At 60.4% G+C, this 22,480-nt stretch carries 20 protein-coding genes and 1 pseudogene; 7 read left to right on the forward strand and 14 right to left on the reverse strand.

Features of this window, described 5'->3' with window-relative positions; genetic code table 11:
• The coding region (locus DW49_RS0100145; RefSeq protein WP_024421047.1) for an AAA family ATPase at window positions 1-433 on the reverse strand (433 nt) is incomplete at its 3' end.
• Window positions 430-973, reverse strand: a pseudogene (gene pnuC / locus DW49_RS01000000127895) (nicotinamide riboside transporter PnuC). The pseudogene pnuC and the gene DW49_RS0100145, both read right to left, overlap by 4 nt.
• Window positions 974-1,252: 279 nt before the next feature.
• On the opposite strand from pnuC, the gene DW49_RS0100155 reads away from it, so the two are divergent.
• On the forward strand, window positions 1,253-2,083 hold the full coding sequence (locus DW49_RS0100155) for an undecaprenyl-diphosphate phosphatase (protein WP_005618574.1): 831 nt from the start codon (window positions 1,253-1,255) through the stop codon (window positions 2,081-2,083).
• Complete coding sequence (locus DW49_RS0100160; RefSeq protein WP_005618572.1) at window positions 2,080-2,550, forward strand: DUF1294 domain-containing protein; 471 nt, start codon at window positions 2,080-2,082, stop codon at window positions 2,548-2,550. The genes DW49_RS0100155 and DW49_RS0100160 overlap by 4 nt, the downstream gene beginning before the upstream one ends.
• On the opposite strand, the gene DW49_RS0100165 is transcribed toward DW49_RS0100160, so the two are convergent.
• Window positions 2,545-2,907, reverse strand: coding sequence for an MmcQ/YjbR family DNA-binding protein (locus DW49_RS0100165; RefSeq protein WP_005618571.1), 363 nt, complete (start codon window positions 2,905-2,907; stop codon window positions 2,545-2,547). The genes DW49_RS0100160 and DW49_RS0100165 overlap by 6 nt on opposite strands.
• 126 nt (window positions 2,908-3,033) lie before the next feature.
• On the opposite strand from DW49_RS0100165, the gene pcaD reads away from it, so the two are divergent.
• The 4 genes from pcaD (at window position 3,034) to DW49_RS0100185 (ending at window position 6,924) form a co-directional block, all read left to right on the forward strand.
• Window positions 3,034-3,825, forward strand: coding sequence for a 3-oxoadipate enol-lactonase (pcaD, locus tag DW49_RS0100170; RefSeq protein WP_005618569.1), 792 nt, complete (start codon window positions 3,034-3,036; stop codon window positions 3,823-3,825).
• A 79-nt stretch (window positions 3,826-3,904) separates the two neighbouring features.
• Window positions 3,905-4,864, forward strand: a complete 960-nt coding sequence (locus tag DW49_RS0100175; RefSeq protein ID WP_005618567.1) for a LysR family transcriptional regulator — start codon at window positions 3,905-3,907, stop codon at window positions 4,862-4,864.
• Between the two features lie 74 nt (window positions 4,865-4,938).
• The gene (locus DW49_RS0100180; protein ID WP_005618565.1) at window positions 4,939-5,547 is read left to right on the forward strand and encodes an FMN-dependent NADH-azoreductase; all 609 of its coding nucleotides are present in this window, start codon (window positions 4,939-4,941) and stop codon (window positions 5,545-5,547) included.
• Window positions 5,548-5,883: 336 nt separating this feature from the next.
• A complete protein-coding gene (locus DW49_RS0100185; protein ID WP_005618563.1) occupies window positions 5,884-6,924 on the forward strand; it encodes an alpha/beta hydrolase family protein in 1,041 nt (346 codons plus the stop codon).
• A gap of 35 nt (window positions 6,925-6,959) precedes the next feature.
• Here DW49_RS0100185 and DW49_RS0100190 read toward each other — a convergent pair whose 3' ends face one another.
• From DW49_RS0100190 to glgA, 10 genes are all read right to left on the reverse strand, one after another.
• A complete protein-coding gene (locus tag DW49_RS0100190) occupies window positions 6,960-7,613 on the reverse strand; it encodes a glycosyltransferase family 2 protein (RefSeq protein WP_003380403.1) in 654 nt (217 codons plus the stop codon).
• Window positions 7,582-8,208 carry an SAM-dependent methyltransferase gene (locus DW49_RS0100195; RefSeq protein WP_005618557.1) on the reverse strand — a complete coding sequence of 209 codons (627 nt, stop codon included), beginning with the start codon at window positions 8,206-8,208 and terminating at the stop codon, window positions 7,582-7,584. The genes DW49_RS0100190 and DW49_RS0100195 overlap by 32 nt, the downstream gene beginning before the upstream one ends.
• Window positions 8,205-8,978: a PIG-L deacetylase family protein gene (locus DW49_RS0100200; protein ID WP_005618555.1), complete on the reverse strand. Its 774-nt coding sequence runs from the start codon at window positions 8,976-8,978 to the stop codon at window positions 8,205-8,207. The genes DW49_RS0100195 and DW49_RS0100200 overlap by 4 nt, the downstream gene beginning before the upstream one ends.
• A gap of 26 nt (window positions 8,979-9,004) precedes the next feature.
• Window positions 9,005-10,018 carry an acyl-CoA dehydrogenase family protein gene (locus DW49_RS0100205; protein ID WP_024420522.1) on the reverse strand — a complete coding sequence of 338 codons (1,014 nt, stop codon included), beginning with the start codon at window positions 10,016-10,018 and terminating at the stop codon, window positions 9,005-9,007.
• Window positions 10,015-12,198: a glycogen debranching protein GlgX gene (gene glgX / locus DW49_RS0100210; protein ID WP_024420521.1), complete on the reverse strand. Its 2,184-nt coding sequence runs from the start codon at window positions 12,196-12,198 to the stop codon at window positions 10,015-10,017. The genes DW49_RS0100205 and glgX overlap by 4 nt, the downstream gene beginning before the upstream one ends.
• A 159-nt stretch (window positions 12,199-12,357) precedes the next feature.
• Window positions 12,358-12,771 carry a DUF2934 domain-containing protein gene (locus DW49_RS0100215; RefSeq protein ID WP_005618549.1) on the reverse strand — a complete coding sequence of 138 codons (414 nt, stop codon included), beginning with the start codon at window positions 12,769-12,771 and terminating at the stop codon, window positions 12,358-12,360.
• 17 nt (window positions 12,772-12,788) lie between these two features.
• Window positions 12,789-15,572 carry a malto-oligosyltrehalose synthase gene (locus DW49_RS0100220; protein ID WP_005618547.1) on the reverse strand — a complete coding sequence of 928 codons (2,784 nt, stop codon included), beginning with the start codon at window positions 15,570-15,572 and terminating at the stop codon, window positions 12,789-12,791.
• Window positions 15,569-17,647, reverse strand: a complete 2,079-nt coding sequence (gene malQ, locus DW49_RS0100225; RefSeq protein WP_024421048.1) for a 4-alpha-glucanotransferase — start codon at window positions 17,645-17,647, stop codon at window positions 15,569-15,571. Before malQ ends, DW49_RS0100220 begins: the two co-directional genes overlap by 4 nt.
• Window positions 17,637-19,451: a malto-oligosyltrehalose trehalohydrolase gene (treZ, locus tag DW49_RS0100230; protein WP_005618545.1), complete on the reverse strand. Its 1,815-nt coding sequence runs from the start codon at window positions 19,449-19,451 to the stop codon at window positions 17,637-17,639. The genes malQ and treZ overlap by 11 nt, the downstream gene beginning before the upstream one ends.
• Window positions 19,452-19,470: 19 nt before the next feature.
• Window positions 19,471-21,060: a glycogen synthase GlgA gene (gene glgA, locus DW49_RS0100235; protein ID WP_005618544.1), complete on the reverse strand. Its 1,590-nt coding sequence runs from the start codon at window positions 21,058-21,060 to the stop codon at window positions 19,471-19,473.
• A 617-nt stretch (window positions 21,061-21,677) separates the two neighbouring features.
• Here glgA and DW49_RS0100240 point away from each other — a divergent pair.
• Window positions 21,678-22,169, forward strand: coding sequence for a GNAT family N-acetyltransferase (locus DW49_RS0100240; protein ID WP_024420519.1), 492 nt, complete (start codon window positions 21,678-21,680; stop codon window positions 22,167-22,169).
• A gap of 137 nt (window positions 22,170-22,306) precedes the next feature.
• On the opposite strand, the gene DW49_RS1000000132995 is transcribed toward DW49_RS0100240, so the two are convergent.
• Complete coding sequence (locus DW49_RS1000000132995; RefSeq protein ID WP_003380418.1) at window positions 22,307-22,480, reverse strand: DUF6026 family protein; 174 nt, start codon at window positions 22,478-22,480, stop codon at window positions 22,307-22,309.

Consider the following 22,480-nt stretch of genomic DNA (forward strand, 5'->3'; position numbering starts at 1 on the left):
GGGCCAGCCACTCCCGGCTGGCGTCGAAAAAGGCCTGGCGCTCGCGCAGGTGGGGCTGGCAGCGCTGCCCGTCGCTGATCCATTCCACGCCTTCGGGGGACAGCAGCAGGTGCAGGTCGTAGGTTCTGCTCAGCAACTGCTGTTCGATCCACGCCGGGCAATCGCCGAACAGGGCGCAGCTCCAGAGCAGGTTGCTCAGCAAGTGCGTATCAAGAATCAGCAAGCGGGGCAGCGCAGCACGTGCAGCGTCTTCCCAGGCCAGTTGACCCTCAGCAATGGCCGGAATATCACCGTAGGTCGTATCGCGGCCTTGTTGATCGATGAAGTGACGCACGTACTCGCCGACCAGAACCCCGCCGAACCGACGCTGTATTTCGGCCGAGAGCCAGCTCTTGCCGCTCGATTCAGGGCCGGTCAGCACCAGGACTTTCATCGCGGCAGCACCAGATCGTTGCGCCATTCGCGCCAGCCCTGTACGGCCAGCAGGGTGAACAGCGCATACAATGCAGCGGTCAGGTACAGCTCTTTATAGACAAACAGACCGACAAAAATCACATCGAGCAGGATCCACAGCGGCCAGCACTGAACGCGCTTTTGCGCCATCCACACCTGTCAGTGCCGCGTCCAGCCAGGGCTGTGCGGCGTCGGTGAAGTGCGCCATGCCTGCGCCCAACACGACACTGATGACCGCGCCGACCGCCAGCCCGTTAACAACCGAACGGCCAGGCAGTACCGTGACCCTTTTGATCGGCAAGCCGTTGCCGTGGCGCGTCCATTGCAGCCAGCCATAGACCTGTAAACCGGCGTAAATGACCTGCAACAGCATGTCCGAATACAGTTTCACATCGAAAAAAATCCAGATGTAGATCACCACCATCACCAGCCCGATCGGCCAGCACCAGGGATTCTGCTTCACTGTCAGCCAGACTGCGATAACGCCGATGGCGGCAGCGAAGAGTTCAAGCCCGGACATGGCGGCTCCTTGGTAAGAGGGATGAGGGTTGTGAGCGTCAGGGCGGCGATTGTATGCGCTTCTTCGCGCGGCGGGGAGCTTGAGTTGTGTCAGACGCAACGCCAGCAGGCGCGCTGCGTGCGGGTCTGCTAGCATTCCGCGCCTGGCACTCGCTCGACGCGCAGTTCCAGGCTCGCTGCAGGTTCAAGCTACGTTCAGGCGTGCGGCGGCATAGTGGCAACCATTTTTTACACAACAACATTAAACAGCGAGCCTGCGGCATCGCTTCATGGGGGAATGATGGATCTTTGGACCGCTGCTCAGGCGTTGATATTGGGTATTGTGGAAGGGCTGACGGAGTTTTTGCCGATCTCCAGCACCGGGCATCAGATTATCGTCGCCGACCTGATCGATTTTGGCGGCGAGCGTGCCATGGCCTTCAATATCATCATCCAGCTGGGTGCGATTCTGGCCGTGGTCTGGGAGTTTCGGCGCAAGATTCTCGACGTTGTCGTGGGCCTGCCCAAGCAGCAAGAGGCGCAGCGTTTCACCCTCAACCTGCTGATCGCGTTCATGCCTGCTGTCGTATTGGGGGTGATCTTCGCCGACACGATTCACCACTACCTGTTCAACGCCATCACTGTGGCGACTGCGCTGGTGGTTGGAGGTGTGATCATGCTCTGGGCCGAGCGTCGGGTGCACACGGTGCGCACCGAGACCGTCGATGACATGACGTGGAGCGACGCGCTGAAAATCGGTCTGGTGCAGTGTCTGGCGATGATCCCCGGAACATCGCGTTCAGGCTCGACCATCATTGGCGGCCTGCTGTTCGGTCTGTCACGCAAGGCGGCGACCGAATTCTCGTTCTTCCTGGCCATGCCGACCATGGTTGGTGCGGCGGTGTATTCGGGCTACAAGTACCGTGACATGTTTCGCCCGGACGACTTCGCGGTCTTCGCCATCGGCTTCATCACCTCGTTCGTCTTCGCGATGATCGCTGTTCGCGCGTTGCTCAAGTTCATTGCCACCCACAGCTACGCGGTGTTTGCCTGGTATCGCATTGCCTTCGGCCTGCTGATTCTGGCGACCTGGCAGTTTGGCTGGATCGACTGGGCGTCGGCCAAGGAATGACGACCACACGCCGCACTGGCGCGCCTGCCAGCCGGGGCAGGGCGCCCGTTCAGCAACTGCGCCTCAAGCGGGTGGTGTTTGCGCTGTTGTGCGCGCTGCCTGTCTACGGTTCGGCGTTGCTGTGGATCAGGCAGGGCATGATGATCCCGGCCATTGCCTTGACGGTCATGAGCCTGTTTGCATTTGTGCTGTATCGCCACGACAAGCGCCAGGCCGGAAACGGCGGCCAGCGCACGCCGGAAAATGTGCTGCACACAGTCGAGTTGCTGGGCGGCTGGCCGGGCGCATTGCTGGCGCAACAGGCGTTTCGCCACAAGACCCGCAAGGTGTCTTTTCAGGTCGTGTTCTGGCTGATCGTGCTAGTGCATCAGGCGCTGTGGATCGACTGGCTGTTTCTGGGCAAGCGGCTGTTGCAGGCGTTACCCTTTTTGCAAACAGTGCCTTTTTTGCAGGCAGCGCCTCTATAACTTCAGGCCGATCTGCTTCACTTTCGACAGCTTGCCCACCACCAGTTGGTGCGAGCGCGTCAGCAGGTCGCGGACTTCTTCGTCGCTCAGCGTGTGCAAGTCTGCCACGCTGACCCAGTGTGCCCGCGCCAGATACGGCGCAGGACGTATGCCGGGCCGATCGACATAGCCCAGAAACAATTCCGGGTGGACCTTGAACGAGAGGTCCTGACCGGTCAGGTCCATGAGCGCGAACATCTTCTTTTCGACGATGGAAAACACCCGCACGCCGCCCCATTTGTAGTCCTCGCGCGCGCCGGGCAGGCTCAGGCAGAATCTGGCGATGTCTTCTTTGTGCCGGGTGTTTTCTTTGTACATGCAGTGCCTCCTGGATCTGGCGTCGAACGCCAAGCTGTTCGATAGCCGCACGGATATTCGATCAGCGGATTGTATGCTGCCGCCACACTGATTAGTGTGCGGGTTTGCCTTTCTCTGGAGCCTCGTATGCCTGCTGTGCAACTCGCCGATGGTGAACTCAATTACCTGCTCGAAGGCCCGGCCGGTAAGCCGGTACTGGTGTTGTCCAATTCGCTGGGCACTGATCTGCACATGTGGGACAACCAGATTGCGGCGTTTACCGGTCATTTTCAGGTGTTGCGCTACGACACGCGCGGGCACGGCAAATCAGTGGTCAGCGAGGGCACTTACAGCATTGAGCAGAACGGTCGCGATGTTCTGGCGCTGCTGGATGCACTGGGCATGGGCAAGGCGTTTTTTTGCGGCCTGTCCATGGGCGGTCTGATCGGTCAGTGGCTGGCGATCAATGCAAGCGAGCGCTTGCAGCGGGTCGTGCTGTGCAACACGGCGGCAAAGATCGGCAACCCTGATATCTGGAACCCTCGTATCGACACCGTGCTGCGTGACGGGCAGGCGGCGATGGTTGCGTTGCGTGATGCCTCGATCGCGCGCTGGTTTACGCCTGCGTTCGCACTCGCCGAGCCGGATCGGGTCGACACGGTTGTCGGCATGCTGGCTCGCACCTCGCCGCAAGGTTACGCCGCCAATTGTGCAGCGGTGCGCGACGCCGATTTCCGTGAGCAGATTGCTTCGATCACGCTGCCGGTGCTGGTGGTCTGCGGCACAGAGGATGCTGTCACAACGCCTGCCGACGGCCGCTTCATGGTCGAGCGCATTCAGGGCGCGCAGATGATCGAGCTTTACGCCGCGCACCTGTCCAGCGTCGAGGCCGGGGAAGCGTTTTCGGCGGCGGTGCTGGCGTTTTTGACTGCTGAGTAACCTGCAAACCCCGTAAACCCGGTCTTGAGGCGCTTGCCATGGCGCTGCATACTCGCGGCTCTGAAAGCGAGGTGGCCGGGTGTTTGATCTCAACGATCTGTTTTATTTCGTCCAGGTGGTCGAATGCCGAGGCTTTGCGCCTGCCAGCCGCAAGCTCGGGATCCCCAAGTCCAAGCTCAGTCGGCGCATTGCCGGGCTGGAAGAGCGCCTGGGCGTTAGCCTGATTCACCGTTCGACCCGCAAGTTTGCCGTGACTGAAAGCGGTCGCGATTATTACGGCCATTGCGTGGCGATGCTGGTGGAGGCCGACGCGGCCGAAGAAGCCATTCAGCGTTCCAAATCCGAACCCCAGGGCAAGGTGGTCATCAGTTGCCCGCCAGCGATGGCGGCCATGGGCATCAATGAGGCCATTGCCGGTTTCATGGCGGCGCACCCCAAAGTGCAGGTGCACATCGAAAGCACCAACCGGCGTGTCGATCCGCTGAGCGAGAACATCGACATCGCGTTGCGGGTACGTTTTCCGCCGCTGGAAGACGACGGTCTGGTGGTCAAAACGCTGGGCCACAGCGCGCAACGGCTGGTTGCACACCCTGACCTGGCTGCGCTGCTCCCGGCTGACGCATCATTTGAAGCGTTGGCCGGGCTGCCGAGCCTTGATGTGCCGTCCTCCACGCCGGAACACCGCTGGCTGCTGGAAAACGGGCCGGGCCATTACGTCGAAGTGCGCCACGTGCCGCGGCTGGTCAGTTCGGATCTGGATGGCATATTGCAAGCTGTTCTGCAGGGGGTAGGTGTGGCGCAACTGCCGGAAATTCTGGTCAGGGAAGCCTTGCAGCAGGGCCGTATGGTGGAACTGTTCGATGCGCATCGCCCCAAGTGCGGCATTCTGCACGCCGTGTTCGTCTCACGCAGGGGGCTGCTGCCCGCCGTCAGAGGCTTGCTGGATGCCTTTGAGAGCTCGTTCACGGAACTGACGCACAACCCAGAGTCGCTTTATTGTTCCTTACATAGAACGAACAGTCGCATTCAGGGCGACTAATCAAGTATTACGATCACAGATAGGATGCTCCTCACTTGGTCGTCCACCGGCGATACTCACTTGGGAAGCCCGCTATGAACATTCTGCACCTTGATTCCAGCATCCTCGGCGATCATTCCGCTTCGCGCCAGTTGACCCATGATGCCGTTGAGGCGTACAAAAGCGCCCACGCCGATAGCCACGTAACGTACCGCGATCTGGCCAGCGAAGCTCTGGGGCATTTCTCTGCGGCCAGCCTTGCAGCCGCGGGCACTCCGGTAGAAGCACGTGATGCCGCTCAGCAGCAGGAAGTCGACAATAACGAAGCCACGTTGCAGCAGTTTCTCGACGCCGACGTGCTGGTGATCGGTGCGCCGATGTACAACTTCAGCATTCCGTCGCAGTTGAAAGCGTGGATTGATCGCATTGCGGTTGCCGGTCGCACTTTCCGTTATTCCGAAGCCGGGCCTGAAGGCCTGTGCGGCGGCAAGAAAGTCATTATCGTTTCCACTTCCGGTGGCCTGCACCAAGGTCTGCCAACCGGCGCTGGCCACGAAGAGTTGCTCAAGGCACTGTTTGCCTTCATCGGTATCACCGACCTGCAGTTCGTTCGCGCACACGGCCTGGCGTACGGCGAAGAGCCTCGCGCCAACGCCATGGCCGCCGCGAAGCAGCAGATCGAGAGCGAACTGTTGGCCGCCTGATCGGTAGTTGCTTGAATAAAACTCCACACTCCGCGCACGGTTTTGCGTCGGGTTGTGGGGTTTTTTGTTTATGGCGCAAAGCTTGACAGCTTCCTTACAGGTCAACGGGCGACGACGGTACTAAACTAACGGCATTGCAGAGCGTTTTTTCTGCGTTTGCAAGACGGTTCAACACTGCGAAAAACAGCAGGGTGATTGTGGCCCGGCTTGTGCACTAATTCTGTTTTCAACACTCTCATCTGGGTGAGAACGGCGCGCTGGAGCAAGATGCTCGACACAAGCGCTTAATGGACTGTCCGGACCAGGTTTCCGGAATTGCAAAGGTTGGGCCTTGCCATGGTACGTCTTTGTGCAGTGATGCTGGTTTGCCTGCTCGATAGCCTGATTTCGGTGCACGCTCAGGCGGATGAAACCTGGAGCGCGGGCTACCGCGCGCTGAGTTTCCCCGACCCGCTGGATTCACAGCCCGTGCAGGCCATTGCGTTCTACCCCTCAACCGGTAGCGAACACCTGAGCACCATTCACGGCTACCGCGTTGAAGCCAGTGAAGATGCGCCGATTGCGATGGGCCGCTTCCCGCTGTTGCTGCTGTCCCACGGCAACACCGGCACGCCGCTGGCGCTGCACGACCTGGCAACGTCGCTCGCCCGTCAGGGCTTTGTGGTGGTTGCGGTGGTGCACCCCGGCGACAACGACCGTGATCACAGTCGTCTGGGCAGTTTGAGCAATTTGTATGGCCGCCCATTGCAGATTTCCGAAGCCATCAGCACCGCCTTGCTCGACCCCGTACTCGCGCCTTATCTCAACGCCCGTCAGGTGGGTGTGATCGGCTATTCGGCAGGCGGTGAGACCGCGTTGATACTCGCTGGCGCGCAACCTGACCTGCAGCGCCTGCGCCAATACTGCCTGGAACGCCCGACAGACCGTGACGCCTGCAAGACCCAGGGCGAGCTGGTTGCCGACCGGGATGACTTGCACGCCCAGGCTGACCCGAGGGTCGGTGCGTTGATGTTGATGGCGCCGTTGAGCCTGATGTTTGGCCGTCACACACTGGGTGATGTCCATGTGCCGGTGCTGATGTATGCCGGCGATGACGATCAACTGCTTGCGCTCGACAGAAACGCCGAAGCGCTGGCGCGCAAGCTGCCACAGGCACCGGATTACAAGCTGCTGGCGGGGGCAGGGCACTTTGTCTTCATGGCCCCGTGCAGTGACGAGCAACGCGCGACCGCACCGTTATTGTGCAACGACCCGGACGGTGTTGACCGTGAAGACATTCACCGCAACCTGAGTGCCGAAGCTGTGCGGTTTTTCAGTACTGCGCTCAACTCTGCCGACCCTGATCATTCAGGCATGCAAACCGCGCATCATCAATGACGTGCAGTCAGTAGTGAGCAGTCAGTGACAGCCGCTCAGGCGTTCAGCGAACTCAGGTAGTCGCCAAAACCGCCTCTGGCCTTGGAGTCGAGGCGCGTGCTGGTGGTCACTCTGGGGCGACAGCTCCAGGCGATTCGCGCGCCGATCAGCTCCAGTTGGCGCACCAGATGAACATCTTCGTGGCAGGTCAGTGATGGAAACCCGCCCGCGCTGATGTAGGCAATCGAACTCACGCCCAGATTGGCCCCGTGAATGTGTCGATGACCATCACGTTGCTGGTAATGCTGGAGATAAGCCGCCTGGGCGGCGGCCGAGATGTCCTTGTTCCAGTCTCCGGGTGTGACGGTTCCGCATACCGCATCGGCATCCAGCGCCAATTGCTCGGCCAGCCAGTCACTGGCCACGCTGCTGTCGCCATCGGTGCATGCCAGCCAGCGTGCGCCTCTGTCGAGCAGGAACGCAGCACCTTCAGCGCGTGCCTGTCCGACATTGCGTGCCGCCACTTCGAGAATCATCACGCCGTGCGCACGTGCGATGTCAGCCGAGCGATCGGTGCAACTGTCGAGAACCACCAGCACCTCCACCCGCTCGCCCTTGAGGGCCGGGTGCGCGGCAGCGTGTTTTATCGTTTCGAGACACAAATCGAGTAGCTGCTCTTCATTGTGCACCGGGATCAATATGCCGATCATCGGAGAATTCCTGTTCTGCCACGGAGGTTCCATCACGACTCCACAGGTCCAGCAGAAAATCCTGTTCGTGATGACTGAAAAGTCGGTGCATGGATAACCGTTCGGCCAGGATCGCATGGACCGCCTGCGCGTTCAGCGGGCAGCCCTCGATGTCCGGGCGCCAGTGACAGGCGAGCAGTTGGCCATCCGGCGACAGCGCCGCCAATGCGCAGTCGATCAGGCGATGCAGGTCAGCGGCGTCCAGGTAATAACCCAGTTCACTGAAGACGATCAGATCAAACTGCCCCGCCGGCCATTGTTGCGGCAAGCGCGCTTGCACAACCCTGGCATGGGGCACATCTGCCAGACGCTGGCGCGCCAGTTCGACTGCCTGGGTCGATGTGTCACAACACATCAGCGTGTCGCAGCGTTCGGCAAGGTCGGCACTGAGTTCACCATTGGCGCAACCGGGCTCGAATATCGCGCTGTAGCGCTCGCGGGGCAGGGCGGCGAGCGTCAGGGCGCGCTTGCGTCGCTCGTACCAGCGCTGTTTGAACGCCCACGGGTCGTCGTTGTTGCGGAATAACTCATCGAAATAGCTGTCGGCGACGCTCATGTGAACACCACCTCAAAGGGTTGCAGCAGGCGCTCCAGAACAGCCTCGGGCAGTACCGGCGACAGACCGATGGCCGGGTCGCCCTGCAACTGACTGGTAAAAGCCCGGGCCGCACTGCGTTTGTGCGCGAGGGTCATGGGGTCCAGCAACAGTTTGCGGGCGCGATCCCATGGCAGGCGTTCGTCCTCGGGGTCGGCCCAGTGCCAGGCCCAGATCGGTACTTCGTGAAGCTGAGCGCCTGTTTTGGCGCAGGCTCTGGCACTGGCGCGGCCGACGGCTTCATGATCGGGGTGGCCGTCGCCTGCCCAAGTGGCAAACACCACATCGGTAGGCCCCAACTGCTGGGCAAGAAACTCCACCAGCCGGTCTTCATGTTCGCCAAGCGTGCCATCTGCAAAGCCGCCTCTTGTCCAGGCGAGCTGTTCAAAGGGGATTTCGAGAAGGTTCAGGGCTTGCGCGCTTTCCTGAGGGCGGTTTTCGGCCAGTCGCTCGACAGGCCAGAGCGCTGAGCCCGGATGGCTGGCGGTGCCGTCGGTCACCGAAATCAGCAGCAGGTTGCGTTGCAGTTGCGCCAATTGGCTCATCAGGCCGCCGCAGCCGAGTATTTCATCATCCGGGTGCGGTGCGATGATCACCGCCCGGCAGTTGGGCGGCACCAGCAGGTCGGCAGTGATCGCCGGCAATGCGCGCAGTCTGGCCGAGGCATTCCAGGCGGCCAGCGGTGTGCCTTGGTCCGATGCGTTGTCGCTCACCACAAAGGCTTCACTCATGACCGTACACTTTCATACATGCTGTCTCATAATGACCAGGGCCGGACAGCCTGCGACTGCTTGCCAGCCAACTGGCCCAGCGCCGCCAGGTCCTGCTCGGCGTGGCTCTGCCGTAAAAAGACCGGCAGGTCGGCAATCAATCGGGCGAAATGCGGGTCCTTGCAGTAGGGGCCTGCGCCCACTGCGCGACCTACATGTTGAATGACCAGCTCTGCGGATTGCTCGACATAGGCGCGGCAGCGCCGGGCCAGAATTTCGGCGGGTTCCGTCGGCGCCTGATCCAGGTGCACGGCAGCGGCACGCAGGACGTCAATTGCAGCGTGCAACGCCACGTCTACCGCGCCCAGATGGGCGAGGGCGTGCGGCTCTTCACGTTTGCCGATGTGCGCAAGCAGGCGCTGCGCAATGGAGCGGGACGCGCCATACCAGCAGGCTGCGATGCCGATGCCGCCGTGCCAGAAACCGGGTCTTTGCAGGTAGCCGCCGGGTGCGCCGACAAGCTGCCCGTCGGCATTCTCGAACATCACCTCGACGCTGCCCGTCGCGCCCATACCCACTGCACGCCAGCCATCGTTGGTGATGTGCACACCGGGTTGATCGAGGCGCACCGCAACCAGTTGCTGGCGATGCGCCTCGTCCCACACGGTGATCAATGCGTGGCTCAGGGCATTGGCGCCTGAGCACCAGGCCTTGCGGCCGTTCAGGCGAAGCGAATCGCCCTTGCCGCTTAACGTCACCCGTGCCTGCGGCGGCTCTGCCGCCCACATGCCCCAGGTGCTGAATTGTTCGGGGGGCGGGGCACCCAGCTCAGCCATGATCGCCAACGCATCTGTGTGCCCCTCGTACAATTTGCACAACCCCAGGTCGTGGCCTGCCACGCAGGCCAGCGCCTGCCAGCGCTCAAGAGTCTGACCGCGGGCAGGCAACGGGAGTTGATCCAGACCTTCATTGACCAGTGCCTGCAAGCACTCGCCCAGCGCATGCGTATCGGCATAGCCATGCTTGCGCCAGTCGAGAAACTCGCTCAAGGCATCAGTCATTGCTGATCTTCACGCTTGACTTCAAACAGCAGCAGCGAACGTGGGGTGACGGTGTAATGCGAACCGAACGCAAACTTCTCCTTGCTGCGTGCATCGTCCTGATTGGTGTCGATCAGGCACTCGTAATGGGTGCCTTCCGGCACTTCCGGCAAGGTGAAGTTGACGCCGTCATGGTGCGAGTTGACTACCAACAGCAGCGTGGCGTCGGCACCCGGACGACGAATGCCGGTTTCCTGCGCGCGGCCATCCATCAGCATGCCCAGGCAGCGGCCGTTGGCATCGTGCCACTGCTCGACACTCATTTCTTCGCCACTTGGCGCAAGCCAGGTTACGTCCTTAACGCCGATTTCCTCGTTGTAGTCGCCGACCAGAAAGCGGCTACGACGCAGGATCGGGTAGCTCTGACGCAGCTTGATCACACGGGTGACGAACTTGAGCAACGCTTCGCCGTCTTCGTCCAGATCCCAGTTGATCCAGCCAATTTCACTGTCCTGGCAGTAGGCATTGTTGTTGCCGTGCTGAGTGCGCGCGAATTCATCGCCGGCAACGATCATTGGCGTGCCTTGAGCCAGCAGCAATGTGGCGAAGAAGTTACGCATCTGGCGCAGACGCAGGGTGTTGATTTCCGGGTCTTCGGTCGGACCTTCGACGCCGTGGTTCCAGGACACGTTGTTATTGCTGCCGTCCTGGTTGTTTTCGTCGTTGGCCTCGTTGTGCTTGTCGTTGTACGACACCAGGTCGTGCAGCGTGAAGCCATCGTGCGCCGTGATGAAGTTGACCGACGCCTGAGGGCGACGACCGCGCTGGTTGAACATGTTGCCCGAAGCGGTCATGCGCGCAGCGAAGTCGGACAGTTGGCCTTCGTCGCCTTTCCAGAACGCCCGCACGGTGTCGCGGAACTTGTCGTTCCATTCCATCCAGCCCGGTGGGAAACCGCCCACCTGATAGCCGCCCGGACCGCAGTCCCAAGGCTCGGCGACCAGTTTGACCTGACGCAGGATCGGGTCCTGACGGCACGCAACCAGAAAGCTGTGACGCTCGTCGAAGCCATCGTGGTAACGACCGAGAATGGTTGCCAGGTCGAAACGGAAGCCGTCGACGTGCATTTCCGACGCCCAGTAACGCAGCGAGTCGGTGACCATCTGCAATACGCAAGGGTGGCTCAGGTCGAGGGTGTTGCCGGTACCGGAATCGTTGATGTAATAGCGTTTGTCGTCCGGCATCAGCCTGTAATACGAGGCGTTGTCGATACCGCGCATCGACAGGGTCGGACCCAGCTCGTTGCCCTCGGCGGTGTGGTTGTAGACCACGTCGAGAATGACCTCCAGACCTGCATGGTGCAGGTGCGCGACCATTTCCTTGAACTCGGCGATCTTGCCGCTGGCCAGGTAACGGGGGTCCGGGGCGAAGAACGCGATGCTGTTGTAGCCCCAGTAGTTGGTCATGCCTTTTTGCAACAGATGCTGATCGTTGACGAACGCATGGATCGGCAGCAACTCGACAGACGTCACGCCCAGCTTGCGGATGTGATCGACGACGGGCGCTGATCCCAGGCCTGCAAACGTACCGCGCAACTCTTCCGCGACCTCAGGGTGGCGCATGGTGATGCCGCGCACGTGGGTCTCGTAGAAAATGGTCTTGTCCCACGGCGTCCCGACGCGCTGGTCACGGCCCCATGTGTAGGCTTCGTCAATCACCTTGCTTTTTGGCACGAACGGCGCGCTGTCGCGCTCGTCGAAGCTCAGGTCGCCGTCAGCGTGGCCGATGGTGTAGCCGAACAGCGCCTCCGACCATTTCAGCTCGCCGACCAATTGCTTGGCGTACGGGTCGATCAGCAGTTTGTTGTGGTTGAAGCGATGGCCGTTCTTCGGATCGTAAGGACCATAAACACGGTAGCCGTAGATCAGCCCAGGGTGAGCGTCGGGCAGATAGCCGTGGTAGATCTCGTCGGTGTATTCCGGAAGCTCGATACGCTCCAGCTCCACTTCACCGGTCGAATCGAACAGGCAGAGTTCGACTTTGGTGGCGTTGGCCGAGAACAGGGCGAAGTTGACGCCCAGACCGTCCCAGCTGGCACCGAGAGGAAAGGGAAGCCCTTCACGAATGCGCGTCGGGGTGCTGGCAGGATTATCGTGCGAAGCGGAGCTTTCATCTGCCGCTGGAGTTGACTTCGTATTCATGGTGCCTTCCTGACGTCGAATGATTTTCTGAGCGGCCAAGACCGCTATCGAAGCCGCAGGGGCTCCAACATTGAAGATAAAGTGTGGGGTTGCAGCAGGTCCCGTCTCTGGATCAGAGCGGGACCTGTAACAATGGACTGGCACCGGGCCAGAAGAGTTTCAAGAATTTGACGGCTTGCGCGGCTTCTTCGCAACAGCAGGTTTGGCAGGTGCATCTTTTTTGGAAGGCGCATCGGACGCCGCCGCAGTTGCCGGTTTTGCAGCCGGCTTGGCCGCAGGCTTCGGCGCTGCTTTAGGCGCTGCCTTGGGTTTGCTGTCGGCCGCAGGCTTTGGCGCAGGAGCCGATTTGGCCACCGGCTTGGCCGCGCCTTTGGCAGGCGCCTTGGCGCTGTCTACCTCAGGCAGTTTCGGCTTGCTGGATTTGCGCACGGTGGACTTGTTGGGTGACAGTGCTTCGGCCTCTGCCAGCTTGCGCGCCATTTCCCAGTGACGCTCATCATGGCCGGAGGGTTTACCTTCCGATTCCCAGATCTGATAGGCAAAATCGCGAATTCTTTTTTCGTCTGCACTCATCTTGAGACTCCCAGCTATTACGTAGTTTGAATAAGCAAATTGACGGAAAATCTTTCAAGCGCTGCACTGAGCGGTATTTCCCGATCAGTCATTACGACAACGTCAGAAAAGAGCCCCTTCCAGTCAGAATCGGAATCGGCAAACGGCAGCATTATCCGCGTGTCGCCCCAATTGGCAGCATTAATCAATGGAGTTTGTGCGGTACCCAATAGTTCACTGCTTATGCGTGGGACTACGATGACAGCGCGCACTCCTTGCGTCTCCCGGGCAAAGGCCATCACCTGATCGGCGTGGCTGCCCTTTATCTCAAGGGGCTGGTAGCTCCCCTCGCTGAACAGCGCCGGGTACTGGGCCCGCAGGTTCAGTACCTTCGAGATCAGCGCCTGTTTGATCCGGCCATCCTGCCAGTTGCTCAGCAGGTCGGCAGCGCTGGCGTCCTGCGCCAGCGCCTTCTGCCGGGCTGCATAGTCCACCGGCCGGCGGTTGTCCGGATCCACCAGGCTGAAATCCCAGAACTCGGTGCCCTGATACAAATCGGGCACGCCGGGCACGCTCAAGCGTAGCAAGGTTTGCGCCAGACTGTTGAGCGCACCAGCGGTGGCAATACGGTTGGCCGTTGCACTCAGGGACTGACGCAGCGCAAGCGCTTCTGGCGCCAGCAGCAGGCGCTCCAGAAACTTGCGGCAGGCCGTTTCGTAAGGCTGGTTAGGCGCGCTCCAGCTACTTTGCAGCTTGGCTTCGCGCAGGGCTTTTTCCTGCCACTGGACCATACGCTTGGCGTAGTCCTGATGGGCTTGTTCGCCTTCCAGGCTGAGCGGCCAGCTGCCCAGCAGTGCCTGATATAGCATCAACTCGTCGCCCGCACTGATAGTGGGCTCGTCACCCTTCAGCGGCACGGCCAGCTGTCGCCAGCGCTCCACCTGTTCGGCGTACCACGGCGCGCATTCACTCAGTACCGCAAGGCGTGTACGGGTGTCTTCGCCGCGTTTATGGTCATGGGTGGCGGTGGTCAGCAAGTTGTCAGGAAATTTTTCCAGACGCTCCAGGCAGACTGCGTGGAAGTCCTCCACCGGGGCACTGAAATGCTGCGGATGAAAGCCCACATCGTTGCGCGACAGCAGCACCGCAGAGCGGTAGAAAGATGTGTCCTCGACCGACTTGGCGGCGACAGGGGAGGTCAACTGCTGGAAACGCACGCAAGCATTCTTGTACAGCTTGCGCAGGTGCCCGCGCTGCAATTGTCGCCATGATTCGCCACCCAGCCAGCGTGCCAGGTAATCGAGCACCGGCCAATCGCCTTCGTTCAGCGTGGTACGAGCGCCTTCCATGGCCTGCTGGAAATAACGATCATCTTGCTCAGAGCGGCCGCACACCGAAATGTAAGTGCGGTAGATCGGGAAATTCACCACCAGCGCCAGCAAGGCCCGGCGAATCGCCCCCAGTGTCAGGTCGCGGCTCATCAGGTCGCTGCGTGCCACTTGCAGCAATGACTGCGCGACGTTCTCGAAATCGCCCGCCAGAGTGCCGTGCAGCACCAAGTCACGGGCCACCAGCACTTCCTGATCAAAGTCAGCGGTACGCTCTGACAGTCGGCTCCACAGCTCGCCCAGCGGCTCTTTGCCCTTGGGGTCGTGTTGCAGCAACGACACCTGGTTCATGAATTCGTAACCGGTCGTGCCGTCTACGCTCCAGTCCTCGCGCAGCGGCTCATCCGGGCCGAGGATTTTCTCGACGAAGATCGGCAAGTGTTCGATTTGCGCCTCGGCAGGGCGCTGCTTCAGCAGGCTTTTGACCCGGCGATGCAACTTGCGGCCATAGCCGCGCGGGTTGGCCAGACCGTCAATGTGATCGATACGCAGCCCGTCAACCAGGCCGTCCGCGATCAACTGAAAGATTTTGCCGTGAGTGGCCTCGAAGACCTGCGGCCGCTCGACGCGCAAGCCGCCCAGCTCGTTGATATCGAAGAAGCGCCGCCAGTTGATGTCATCACCGGCGGTGCGCCAGCTGGCCAGACGATAATGCTGACGCTCAAGCAACTGATGCAGACGCTGGAAACCCTCCGGTTTGCTGGAGTCGAAGTGCGCAAGAATCTGCTCGATAGCCTGCGAAACCTGCGCATCCTTGGCCAGTTCAGCCAATTCGGCCCTGGCCTGACGTGCGCGTTCATACGCTTGCGGGTATTGCGCCAGCGCCGTGAAGCGCTGCGCCATCTCCTTCAAGTGCGGCTGTTCCACTGCCTGCAATAACAAGTCATACGTCAGCGGGCAGATCGGGAAGTGATGCTGATAGTGCTCGATGTAAAACGCGCCGCGCTCGGCATCGAAGCGCAAGGGGATTTCTCCGGCCTGCAGCACGGTGCCGTAATCACTGCTCAGAAACGGCAGCAGCAATTGGCCTTCCAGCAGCGGGTCCGGGGAGTTCCACTGGATGTCGAAGAAGTCTGCGTAAGGGCTGCGACGTCCCCATTCCAGTAGGTCCAGCCACCACGGGTTATCGGCGCCGCCGACGGCCATGTGGTTGGACACGATGTCGAGGATCAGGCCCATGCCGTGTTCGCGCAGGGTCGATACCAGGCGCAACAGGGCAGGTTCGCCGCCCAGCTCCGGGTTGATGACGGTCGGGTCGACCACATCGTAGCCATGCATGGAGCCAGCGCGGGCCTTGAGCAACGGCGACGCGTAGATGTGACTGATGCCCAGACTAGCGAAGTAGGACACCAGTGGCACGGCGTCGTCAAGGGTGAAGTCTTTATGAAATTGCAGGCGCTGGGTGGCGCGCAACGGCTGTAATGGACGGTTCATCGGTCACGCTCCGCAGCTTGCAGCCGGGATTGGGACAGCAATTCCAGTCGTCGAGCAGCATGTGGATGATCAAGCAGGGAAGCAGCAGTGCCGGGCAGGCGCCTGCGCCAGTTCGGGTGGCTGTCGATGGTGCCGGGCAGATTGGCCTGCTCCTCGACACCCAGTGCATCCTCCATTGGCAGCAGCACCAGCGGCGCACGCGTGTGGCCCAGGTAACGGACACTCGCGTCGATAATCTGCTCCGGGTCTTCGCTGTCGGCGGGCATCTCTTCGATGTTCTGGCTCAAGGCGCGACGCAGGCTGTGGTATTCACGTACACGTTCATCACGCCATTGGGCTTCGTGCTGTTCATCGATGTGACCCAGGCGGGCGTTCCATTCGATGTCCAGCTCACTGAGCCAGCCCGCCAGCGTCGGCAGGTCATGCGTGCTCGTGGTGGCCAGGGCTTGATCGGACCAGTCGAGGATCGGTTTGAACTGGCCGTTGTTCTGTTCGAACAACAGTACGCGCATGCCCAGAATCGCTCGCGCGCTGAGTTTCTCGCTGAGCCCTTCAGGAACGGTGCCGAGATCTTCGCCCAGCACGATTGCCTTATGCCGCCAGGATTCAAGGCTCAGCAGGCGCAACATGTCGTCGAGCGGGAAGTTGAGGTAGGCACCCTCGCTGGGCGGCGAACCCTGCGGGACAACCCACAAACGCTGCAGCCCCATGACGTGGTCGATGCGCAACCCGCCTGCATGGGCGAAGTTGGCACGCAGCATCTCGATGAATGCCCGAAACCCGTTGCGCTTGAGGCCATCTGGTGAAAAAGCCGAGATGCCCCAGCTTTGTCCGGCGCGGTTGAGGATATCGGGCGGCGCGCCTACGGTCAGGGCCGAGAGCAACTCATCCTGACGGCTCCAGGCCTGGCTGCCGGCACCATCGGCACCCACGGCCAGGTCGGCGATCAGGCCGATGCGCATGCCGCTGCTGCGCGCGGCAACCTGAGCACGCTCAAGGCCACGGGCAATCAGCCATTGGGCGAAGGCATGGAAGCTGATCTGCTCGCCGTGTGTTTCGGCAAATTGCGCGACAGCCTGGCTGCGCGGGTCCTTGAACGTTTCCGGCCATTCGTGCCAGTTTTCGCTGATACCCAGCGTGGCCGATTCGGCGCGCAGGGCTTCGAAGCGACAATGATTTTCCAGCGCTTCACCACCGCTGTGGCGGAAACTGTTGAAGTCTTCGTGCAGTGGATGCGCGCCGGTGCTGAACACGTCGTAAAGGGCGTGCAACGCTTTCCATTTTGCGTTGGCTGCGCTTGGCCAGTCGATCAAGGACAGTGTTTCCAGGCGCGCCATTTCTTCACCTACGCCTGCATCTTCGATTGCCTGGCGCCAGGCGCGCTCGCCGAGAATTGCACCCGGCGCGGCGTACAGGCTGTTAAGGAACAGCCGGCTGGAAGGCGAGTACGGACTGTAACGGTGTGGATCGTTGGCGAACATGGCGTGAATAGGGCTGATGCCCAGCGCATCGGCTCCGCGCTCACCGGCCGAACGCACCAGCATTTCCAGTGCCTCGGTGTCGCCGAAGCCTCCATCACCGTCGCGGCGCAGGCTGTAAAGCTGCGCCGTCAGGCCCCAGCCGCGCGGCACTGGCGCATCGACAGCCATTGCCATGCTGAAGCAGGTTTTCGGTGCAACAGCGATGGTCAGATGCTGGTCGGCAATTTCCAGCTGTTGATAGCCGACGGGCGCAAGTGCCGGCAACTCGCCGCTTGCGGTCAGCGTGGCGTCGATCGACGAGCCGTCTTCAAGGTGCAGCGTGAACGGTGTTTGCGCCGAAAACCATTCCGACAGGTCCAGATTGCTGTCCTGATCGACCGTCAGCAATGGCGGGGCGCTTGCGCCATGACGGGCGAGCTGCAGCTTTTGCAGGCTGGCATCAATGGCCTCGCCGTTTTCGGCAGGATAGCCCAAGGCTTCCAGAACCTTGCGCAGCACATCAGGGCTGACGACCTGTGGCCTCGCGTTGGCATCGACCCAGTGCACCGACAGTCCTGCCTCGGTCGCAAGCCGCTCCAATTGCTCATTGTTCATCCTGTTCCTCCAGAACATCACTTGCTGTCAGGCTGACAATGGCCGTGTAAGGATTGAGGATTGCGTCCCGGGAAAGTTCGGACGATTTCGCAGCGCTGGAGAAAATCTCCCGTGCACGTGGCGCAGGCGTGGTTGTAACGGCCTGCTCACTGAGGTTCAGGTCGATACGCAGCACACTGCCGTCGCCCAGCGTCCAGCGTGCACTGACCGCCTTGTCGCCAAGGATCTCGGTGTTGAGGAAGCGCGCACCCGGCAGGCGCGGGACGATTTCCTGATGACGCAAGGCCAGCAATTGTGCGTAGTAATCGACCCATTGACGGTGTTCCAGGCCTTTCTCGGTCTGCAGGTCGGTCGCCGAGAACGCCGGGCGGGAGGCCTCGAAGGTCTTGATGTCGTTGGGATCAGGAATGTGCTCGCGCTTTTCCGGGTCGGCAAACGCTGCGAAGTCGGCGAACTCCTTGCGACGCCCTTCACGCACGGCGTCGGCCAGCTCGCCGTGGTGGCTGGTGAAAAACAGGAAAGGTTCGCTCGCGGCCCATTCATCGCCCATGAACATCAGCGGAATCATCGGCGAGAGCAACAACAGCGCAGTCGCGGCCCTGAGCGCATCGGGGGAACAAAGTTGTGGCAGACGCTCGCCGAGCGCCCGGTTGCCGATCTGGTCGTGGTTCTGCAGGAACAGCACAAAGGCGGTCGGTGCAAGGTGGCCGCTGGGCTCGCCTCGGGTGTGCCCATGGCGCGTTTGTTCGCCCTGGTAGACAAAGCCTTCGCTGAGCAGGCGCGCAAGTTTGTGGGTCGGCTTTTTGGCGAAGTCCGAGTAATAGGCGTCCGTTTCGCCGGTCAACAGCACATGCAGCGTGTTGTGCCCGTCATCGTCCCATTGCGCGTCGAAACCCTTGTCCAGCAGGCTGGCCTGATTGAACTCATTTTCAAGGTTCAGCCACACATGCCTGGACGGTTCGATCCGCTCGCGCACGCGGGTGGCGAACTCGGGCAGGAAGGTCTCGTCGCGAATGGCGTGGACGGCGTCCATGCGCAGCCCGTCGATGCGGTATTCGAGCAGCCACATAAGGGCGTTGTCGACGAAGAAATCCCGCACTTGCGGGCGCCTGAAATCGATCGCGTCGCCCCACGGTGTGTGCAGGTCGCTGCGGAAGAATTCCTTGGCGTAACTGCCCAGGTAATTGCCGTCCGGACCGAAGTGGTTGTACACCACGTCCAGAATCACCATCAGGCCAACGCCATGAGCGGTGTCGATCAAGTGTTTGAGCTGTTCGGGAGTGCCGTATGAAGACTGCGGGGCATAGTGCAGAACGCCGTCATAGCCCCAGTTGCGATCACCGGGGAACTGCGCCAGCGGCATCAGCTCAATGGCGGTGATGCCCAGCGCGGCGAGGCGCGCAAGATACTTCTCGACTGCTGCATAGCCACCCATCGCGCCGACGTGCAGCTCATAGATAACAGCCTCATGCCACGGACGACCGTTCCATGCAGTGTTTCGCCACGAATAGGCCTGGGGGTCGACCACGATGCTTTGCGAATGAACGTCATCGAACTGCGCACGCGATGCCGGGTCTGGCACTTCGAGCGTATGGTCGACTTTGAAGCGGTATCGAGTACCCGCCTTGCAGCGGGCCTCAAGCACGAACCAGCCTTCTGGCTGGGGCAGCATGGCCAGAGACTGGCCATCCTGCAGTTCGACACTTACGTAGGAGGCATCCGGTGCCCAGAGGGCAAACCGGGTGTGTTCAGGGTCCAACAAAACGGCGCCGTGGCGCCAGTTATCGTCTGTACGCAGGGGCATCCACTAATCCTTAACCTGGTTAGTTGCTGGTCATGCTCACGTTTTTCTTCAACAGGTCGCGATAAAGCTCTGCGTAGGGCTCCACTGCCTGATGCCAGTTGAAGGGGGCAGCCATTGCGCGGCAGCGCATGGCATTGAGCAGTTCCGGGTGAGCGAAGACCTGAAACGTGCGGTTCAGGGCTTCGGTATAGCTTTCGACGGTTGATTCATTGAACAGAAAGCCGGTAACGCCATCCTCGATGGTGTCCGCCAGGCCGCCGGTGTTGCGGGCTACAGGCAGCGAGCCGAAACGCTGGGCGTACATCTGGCTCAAGCCGCAGGGTTCATAGCGCGACGGCATCAGCAGAAAATCACTGCCGGCAAACATGCGTCGTGCATCGGTTTCGTTGAAGCCGATACGCACACCGATACGGCCGGGAAAGCGTGCCGCCAGTGCGCGCATGGCATCTTCTTCTTCTGGCTCACCGCGGCCGATGATTGCAATCTGCCCACCGTTGTTGACTATGTGCTCGGCCACGCCAATGGTCAGGTCCAGGCCTTTCTGATAAACGAGGCGCGAAACCACCGCGTAAAGCGGCCCGCTGGAGGCGTCCAGCTCAAACAGCTCGCGGACGTAATCGGCGTTGATTTCCTTGCGCGTCCATTCATTGGGCGCGAAGTGACAGATCAGGTGTTCGTCAGTGGCGGCGTCCCAGCTTTCATCGATACCGTTGGGGATGCCGCTGAGCTGGCCTTTGTCGGCCTTGCTCTGCAAAAAGCCCTCAAGGCCGCAGCCGAATTCAGCTGTGGTGATTTCCCGGGCGTAGGTGGCGCTGACCGTGGTGATGTGGTTCGCGAACGCCATGCCGGCTTTGATGAACGACAGCTTGCCGTAAAATTCCATGCCTTCCGGGGTGATCGCCTCATCCGGGATGCCCAGTTCACGGCTCGACGCAGTGCTCACGGTGCCTTGATAGGCCAGGTTGTGAACTGTGAAAATACTCGGCGTGGACTGCCCGCGCCAGTGCATGTAAGCCGGCGCCAGCCCCGCAGGCCAGTCGTGGGCGTGAACCAGTTCAGGGCACCACTGGCTTTTCACTTCGCCAGCAGCGAACTCGGCAGCGGCCAGGCCCAGACGCGCAAAACGGATGTGGTTATCGGACCAGTCGCGGCCATTAGTGTCAGCGTAAGGCGTGCCTTCGCGCTCGTACAATTCAGGGCAGATCAGCACGTAGATGACCAGGCCATCTTTCATGTCCATACGCCCGACCTTGCAGGGCGGCAGTGCAGCATGCCCGCCCAGCTGGCTGATGATATGGATCGGGTTGCCGCTGTTTATCACTTGCGGATAACCAGGAATCAGAACGCGAACGTCGTGCAGGTGGCGCATGGCGCGTGGCAGTGCGGCAGACACATCGCCCAGCCCGCCGGTTTTCACCAGATCGGCCAGTTCGGAGGTCACGAACAGCACTTTGCGCCTGTTGACCTGAGACAGGGTCGGTTGAACGGTCGAGGTCGGCAATTGCAGCGAAGTAACGCTCTTGGCAGCAAAGATCGGCAGATGAGTCAGCTCGCCAACTGGCTGGTTAAAACTCTCTCCCTTCTGGGTTTTGACAGCAGCGCTAATCATCGATTTTTCCCCTTAAACAGTCTTGGTGCATCACTTTGATTTTTATTGGCCATTTCCTATGGCCGGGTACACATACGTGCACTACGCAAGATCAATACCCGTTTCGATTATGCGTAGTGACAAAGCGGCGTGATGTCGCCATAACCGGATGTCAGCCAATAGCATAGATGCTCTATTCACCTGACCCGGCGGTTTTTGAGAAGTTTCGACTTTTTTATTTACGAATGTCTGGCATGGGCTTCGACGCCGCAGCGTTGGGCATGCTGCAAGAGCCGGCACGGCAGTCGATACGTTTTTTTCGGGCTCAATTTCGAGGCTGCGCCGCACATGACCGGTCGTCGGATCGTTCGACAATACCTGCCAAGTGCTTCGTTTTTGTAACAGAAGGGTAGTAACGCGAGGGGGTGATGAGCCTCATCGGTGCAGCACGCCTTTTCCGGGTGCGCCTGATGTTCAATCTCCGGGCATGGGTAGAAATTTCCTACATTTGTGCTGGAACATTTTGGAGCGAGGCAGGATAGAATCGCACCAGCCGTCCCAGCCCTGGCGCTGGTCCCGATGAGCGACCCTTTGACTGATTTAACCGAATCACTCTGATTGAATTGACGAGGATGGAAATGGAAGCCCCCGAGGTACTGGTACTGCAAGCGAGTTATACAAATCCTGTGCACGCTGACGCGATCGGATTTGTCTTGAACGAATATTCGATGGATGTCATGGGGTCGGGCAAGCCACTGTCCAGTGATACCCGGCAGCAACTGGCCATAGAGCTGGCCAAGCGTCCACATGCCTTCAGCGTGCTGGCCTTTATTTCCGGCGAGCCGGTCGGGCTGGTCAACTGCTTCGAAGGCTTTTCAACCTTTGCCTGTCGCCCTCTGGTCAACATTCATGACGTGGCGGTGGTCTCGCAATATCGCGGTCTGGGTATCAGCCACAAAATGTTGCTCAAAGTAGAAGAAATTGCCCGTCAACGCGGTTGCTGCAAGCTGACCCTGGAAGTGCTCGAGGGCAACGACGTGGCGCAAGGCGCTTATAAAAAGCTAGGCTTCGATAATTATCAGCTGAACCCTGAAATGGGGCGTGCGATGTTCTGGCAAAAGTCGCTCTAGCCAATGTGGCGGGCGCCTGCTGCAGGTCGGGCCGGGGGAGGGAGAAGCGGAGGCAGTGACGGAAAGCATCAGATCAAGCGGGCAAGCCAGCATATCGGGCTTGCCGCGGAGCGGTCTGAAGGGTGATGCAACTGCGGTCAGGCTTGAAGCATCTTACCGGGTGCAGGCAGCTGGTTTTGCTGCAACATCATGCTCAAGTGAGCCACTTTGCGCTGCAACTGCTCGCGTTCTTCTTTCAACGCACGCAATTCGTCGCGACGGATCGTGACATAAAGGGTTTGTGGTGCAAGTGCTGGTAGTACAGTGCCCAT

Origin of the sequence: Pseudomonas avellanae BPIC 631 (genome assembly GCF_000444135.1) — a bacterium.
Lineage (GTDB): Bacteria > Pseudomonadota > Gammaproteobacteria > Pseudomonadales > Pseudomonadaceae > Aquipseudomonas > Aquipseudomonas avellanae.